Raw genomic sequence first — 5,059 nt, 5'->3', positions numbered from 1 at the left:
ACGACTGCTTCGCAGCCGGACGCAGGCTTCGCCAGCTGCTACAGATCGCGCCGTTCGGTAAATAACTGCGTGTCCCCAACGGCCATCCCCCCTAAAATACCCGCCATTCCCCGATTCGCTCCGCCCGAGGCCGTTTTGCCCATGTCCGTCACCGCTACCCCCGCCAGCCTTGCGCCGGATCACCATGCCCAGTTCATCGACCTGCTGCAAACCAGCCTCGACGCCAACGCCTTCATCAAGCTGGTGCTGGCCAAGTACGTCGGCACTGAAACGGATTTGCAGCGCCTGATCATCAAGCAGCTGACGGTCAAGGATCAGCCTTGCCTGTCCTTCGTCTACCGCTACAAAACCCGCGACATCACCAAAAATCTGCCACTTGCCGAAGGCGTTGCGACCATCGCTGCACTGCTGCCAACCTCGTTCAAAAATGCGCATTTGCTGTCATTGACCGACGAAGCCCAGCTCGAATACAGCAAAAAGGGCAAATCTTCGCTGTTCAAGAGCAAACCTCAGCAATTGCGTGAAGTGCCGTCCGCCGAGCATAACCGCGAGAAGAACCGCTTCCTCGACCTGAGCCGGCCGTTCCTCGCCGACTTGGGCGTGACCAACAGCAAGCACGAACTGATCCCGGCGATGTCGCGCAAGTGGAAGCAGATCAACAAGTTCATCGAAGTCTTCAGTCATGCGCTGACCACCTCGCCGCTGGCGCTGGACAAGCCGGTGCAGGTGGCGGATTTCGGTTCGGGCAAGGGTTACCTGACGTTCGCCATCCACGACTATTTGCGCAACACCTTGAACGCCGAAGGCGTGGTGACGGGCGTCGAGTTGCGCGAAGAGATGGTCAACCTGTGCAACGCTGCCGCTGCGAAACTTGAGCATTCGGGGCTGGTGTTCAAGTGCGGTGACGTGCGCAGCGTGGCGCCGAGCGAACTGGACGTGATGATCGCGCTGCATGCTTGCGACATCGCCACCGACTACGCGATCCACACTGGCATCCGCTCCGGCGCGTCGATCATCATGTGCTCGCCGTGCTGCCACAAACAGATCCGCCTGCAAATCCAGAGCCCGGCACTGCTCAAGCCGATGCTGCAATACGGATTGCATCTGGGGCAGCAGGCGGAAATGGTCACCGACAGTTTGCGTGCGTTGTTCCTCGAAGCCTGCGGGTACGAAACCAAGGTGTTCGAGTTCATCTCGCTGGACCACACCAACAAGAACAAGATGATCCTGGCGGTCAAACGCGCCGAGCCGGTGGACCCGGCCCAGCTGTTGGTGAAGATTCAGGAGCTGAAGGATTTCTACCACATCAGCGAGCATTGCCTCGAAACCTTGCTGCGGGCCGACGGCTACCTCTAAACACGACAATCCTGTAGGAGCACAGCTTGCTGGCGAGGCGATTTCAAAGGCGCCATTGCAAGCAAGCTGTGCTCCTACGGGATTACGCCGTGGCCACTCGCGCTGGTTTGATGGCGGTCTTGCGCCCCAACATCACCGTCACGATCACCCCGGCAGCAAACAGCCAGGTGATCGGCTCGATGTGTTCACCGAAGAACAGCGCCGAGAAGGCGATGGTGAAGAAGATCTGCAGCAGCTGAATCTGGCTGACCCGCGCAATCCCGCCCATTGCCAGCCCGGCGTACCAGGCAAAAAAGCCGATGAACTGCGAGAACAGCGAGACGTAACCAAACGCCCACCAGGTCTTGGCCGATATATCGCCCTGATGTTGCAGCGCCAAATACACCACCGGCCCGATCAACAGCGGCGTCGACAGCACCAGCGCCCAGCAGATCACTTGCCAGCCGCCCATCTCCTTGGCCAGTCGCCCACCCTCGGYGTAACCCAGACCACCCACCGCAATCGCCCCGAGCATCAGCAAATCACCGGCCTGAATGCTGCCGGCACCGCTAATCAGCGCATAACCCAGCACCAGTGCACTGCCTAGCGCGGCGCAAGCCCAGAAGGCTTTTGACGGTCGTTCATGGGACAACCACGCGGCGTACAGCGCCACGCACAGCGGTTGCAGGCCATTGACCAAGGCACCATGGGACGCCGGCAAGGTTTGCATGGCCCACGCTGACAACACCGGAAAACCGAGAATGACCCCGGCGATCACCAGGGTCAGGCCTTTGACCTGTTTCCAGGTCGGCCATTTCTCCCGACGCCACAGCAACAGCATCGCCGCCGGCACCGCCGCGAACAGCGCCCGACCCAAGCCATTGAGCAGCGGATGCAGTTCCTGCACGACGATCCGTGTGAAGGGCAGGGTGAGGCTGAAAATCACAACACCGAGCAGGCCGAGGGCCATGCCGGTGTTTTCGCGCGAGGACATGTTGGCAACCAGAATTCAGAGTGGGGAAAGTGTCTTCATCTAGCCACAAACCGCGCCGGCTGCGCTGTTACAGCTAGGCGCAGAGTTATCCGTACAGTTTGCCGACGCCATCGCGGGCAAGCCACGCTCCCACATTGGAATGCGATCACCTGTGGGAGCGTGGCTTGCCCGCGATGAACGATAACGCGGTTCATCAGGTAGTAACTGGTTATTACCCGACCTCGCGGATAAGGACTACCTTGAATACTCCTGCGAATGTTCCCCCAGAGGAGTCCTCCCCATGGCTGCCAAGAAAATCCTGATGCTGGTCGGCGATTACGTCGAAGACTACGAAGTAATGGTGCCGTTTCAGGCGCTGCTGATGGTCGGTCACACCGTCCACGCCGTTTGCCCTGACAAAACCGCCGGCCAGACCGTGCGCACAGCCATCCACGACTTCGAAGGCGACCAGACCTACAGCGAAAAGCCCGGCCACTTGTTCGCCCTGAACTTCGACTTCGCCAAGGTCGCTGAAGCCGACTACGACGCGCTGCTAATCCCCGGCGGCCGTGCGCCGGAATACCTGCGCCTGAATGAAAAAGTTTTGGATTTGGTGCGTGCCTTCGACAAGGCCGGCAAGCCGATTGCTGCCGTGTGTCATGGCGCGCAATTGCTGGCGGCGGCCGGCGTTCTCGAAGGGCGCGAGTGCAGCGCGTATCCGGCCTGTGCTCCGGAAGTGCGTCTGGCCGGCGGTACGTTCATCGACATCCCGGTGACGCAGGGCCATGTTCAAGGCAATCTGGCCACTGCCCCGGCCTGGCCGGCACACCCGAGCTGGCTCGCCGGTTTCCTCGGGTTGCTGGGCACCAAAATCACGTTGTAACGAGGGACCTGTCCATGTGCGAGCTTTACGTCAAGGCCGATCCGATCCTCTACGAATCGCGCTCCCGCTCGCTGCGCATCTGCGGGGTGGTCACCACCCTGCGGCTGGAGAATCAGTTCTGGGACATCCTCAGCGAAATCGCCGAAGTCGACGGAATGACCACTAATCAGCTGATCGCCAAGCTGTATGAAGAGGTGATGGACTATCGCGGGGAAGTGGTGACCCACATGGAAATACGGTCTAAATGTGGGAGCGAGCCTGCTCGCGAAGGGGCCGGTACAGGCGACAGAACTAGCAGGCTGGTCTTTACTCTGAAGCGCGAAGCCTCTCAATTGCCAAGGAGAAAGAGCATGTCTGGATGGTATGAAGTGAGCAAAACCAGCAGCGGTCAGTTTCGGTTTGTCTTGAAGGCGGCCAATGCCGAAACCATTCTGACCAGCGAGCATTACACCACCCGCAGTGCAGCCGACAACGGCATTGCCTCGGTGCAAAAAAACAGTCCGCTGGATGAACGCTACGAGAAAAAGACCACCAAGGATGGCCATCCTTACTTCAACCTCAAGGCCGCCAACCACGAAATCATCGGCAGCAGCGAAGCCTATTCCTCCGAGGCCGCACTGGAAAAAGGTATCGCGAGTGTGAAGGCCAACGGGCCGACCACCGTGATCAAGGACAAAACCTTGCCGGTGCTCTAAACATAATTTCCAATTCAACCCACTCCCACATTGGGATGCATTCCCCTGTGGGAGTGAGCCTGCTCGCGATGGCGTCAGCCGCGTCGCCACTAAACCTCGACTGGAACAGTCAGCTTCGAACTACCCAACGCATGCGTCTTGGAATCAAAAAACCGTAACTCCGATCCCGTCCCCTCAAACACCTTCGCGTAATGCCGCTTCTGATGCTGAATAAACGCTTTACTGCGCGGATAAATCGAGATCGCCACCACCGTCGGTTTCGCCTGGCGCAGCGCATGAACGATATGGCTGTCCTGCTCACCCAGCGCATGACCAAAGACACACAACCCGTCGCCATGCCCCAATAACTGGTCATAACAGAATGACAGATAATCCGAGCTGCGAATGGTCTTGAGCTTGTCCTGCGCCGGCCCTTCGTTCACAAACAGCGGCACGTCATCCAGCGTCTTGATCGTGTTGTTGATCGCGAAACTGCCGAGCAACGTGCCCTCGGTCGACATCAACTTGCGCGCCGTACCATCCTGATTGCGCACCAGATGCAAACCACCATGCAGGTACAGCAAACGGGTTTTCTCGGTCGCCGTGGCGCTCAGGTCAAAGCCCGGCTCGGTGCCCCGGAACAGGTCGGTGATCGCGTCCGGCTGATGCTGGATCGACCAGTAGTTGAGCAAGTCATAGTTGGTGGTAAATACCGTCCGATAGCTGCCCAGTTCCTGGCTGATGGTCGCCAGGGTCGAAGGCACCACCAGCCGCCACGGAATATGCACTGCGTGCACGGTGTTGATCAGCGCTTCCTTGATTGCGTAATAGCGATTGCGTGGTGCGGCGGAGCTGACGGCCAGCGCCTTGTTGACCCGGCTGGTGGTTTTCAGCGCGCTCAGGACTTGTTCGAAACTGCGCGTCTGCATCGCCTCGAACACGCTCAGCTCGGATTGGCTCAGGGGTTTTTCTTCGACGGTGCGCGCATTCTCGAACAACGAGTCGTAACCAAAATCGTCCCACACGGCGCGGCTGGCGCCGTTGCCGACCAGCAAGCCGCTGAACGAGGCGGTGGYGCGCAAGGCGTTCCAGTCTTCAAGTTGGGCATCAACATCCTGGAAATCGGTCATTGCGGTGGTCGTCTCGAAGCAAAGGGGCTAATGGGCGGCGACTTTATCACGGCCGGGCATCGAG

5 protein-coding genes and 1 pseudogene are annotated in these 5,059 nt (G+C 59.1%); 4 read left to right on the top strand and 2 right to left on the bottom strand.

The window, feature by feature from the left end; all coding sequences use genetic code 11:
• Positions 1-141 precede the first annotated feature (141 nt).
• Entirely contained in the window at positions 142-1,356 is a 1,215-nt protein-coding gene (locus AC1DSG_RS29120) for a class I SAM-dependent methyltransferase (protein ID WP_477793960.1), read from the top strand.
• Between the two features lie 82 nt (positions 1,357-1,438).
• Here AC1DSG_RS29120 and AC1DSG_RS29115 read toward each other — a convergent pair whose 3' ends face one another.
• On the bottom strand, positions 1,439-2,329 hold the full coding sequence (locus tag AC1DSG_RS29115) for a DMT family transporter (protein ID WP_477793959.1): 891 nt from the start codon (positions 2,327-2,329) through the stop codon (positions 1,439-1,441).
• A gap of 280 nt (positions 2,330-2,609) precedes the next feature.
• Between AC1DSG_RS29115 and AC1DSG_RS29110 the strand changes: the two genes are divergently transcribed.
• The 3 genes and pseudogenes from AC1DSG_RS29110 (at position 2,610) to AC1DSG_RS29100 (ending at position 3,886) form a co-directional block, all read left to right on the top strand.
• Entirely contained in the window at positions 2,610-3,191 is a 582-nt protein-coding gene (locus AC1DSG_RS29110) for a DJ-1/PfpI family protein (RefSeq protein WP_452625238.1), read from the top strand.
• 14 nt (positions 3,192-3,205) lie between these two features.
• Positions 3,206-3,412, top strand: a pseudogene (locus tag AC1DSG_RS29105) (ribbon-helix-helix domain-containing protein); the annotation flags it as partial.
• A gap of 129 nt (positions 3,413-3,541) precedes the next feature.
• Positions 3,542-3,886, top strand: coding sequence for a YegP family protein (locus tag AC1DSG_RS29100; protein WP_477793961.1), 345 nt, complete (start codon positions 3,542-3,544; stop codon positions 3,884-3,886).
• Positions 3,887-3,975: 89 nt separating this feature from the next.
• On the opposite strand, the gene AC1DSG_RS29095 is transcribed toward AC1DSG_RS29100, so the two are convergent.
• Positions 3,976-4,995: a DUF4917 family protein gene (locus tag AC1DSG_RS29095; RefSeq protein ID WP_477793958.1), complete on the bottom strand. Its 1,020-nt coding sequence runs from the start codon at positions 4,993-4,995 to the stop codon at positions 3,976-3,978.
• Positions 4,996-5,059: the final 64 nt, after the last annotated feature.

It is taken from the genome of Pseudomonas sp. P5_A12 (assembly GCF_056400685.1).
Note: the sequence above shows the minus strand (reverse complement) of the source record. Positions and strands in the feature narration are given on the sequence as shown.

Coding starts and splice junctions, on each gene's coding strand:
- AC1DSG_RS29100 (WP_477793961.1), top strand. CDS start 3,542: ATGTCTGGATGGTATGAAGTGAGCAAAACCAGCAGCGGTCAGTTTCGG.
- AC1DSG_RS29110 (WP_452625238.1), top strand. CDS start 2,610: ATGGCTGCCAAGAAAATCCTGATGCTGGTCGGCGATTACGTCGAAGAC.
- AC1DSG_RS29120 (WP_477793960.1), top strand. CDS start 142: ATGTCCGTCACCGCTACCCCCGCCAGCCTTGCGCCGGATCACCATGCC.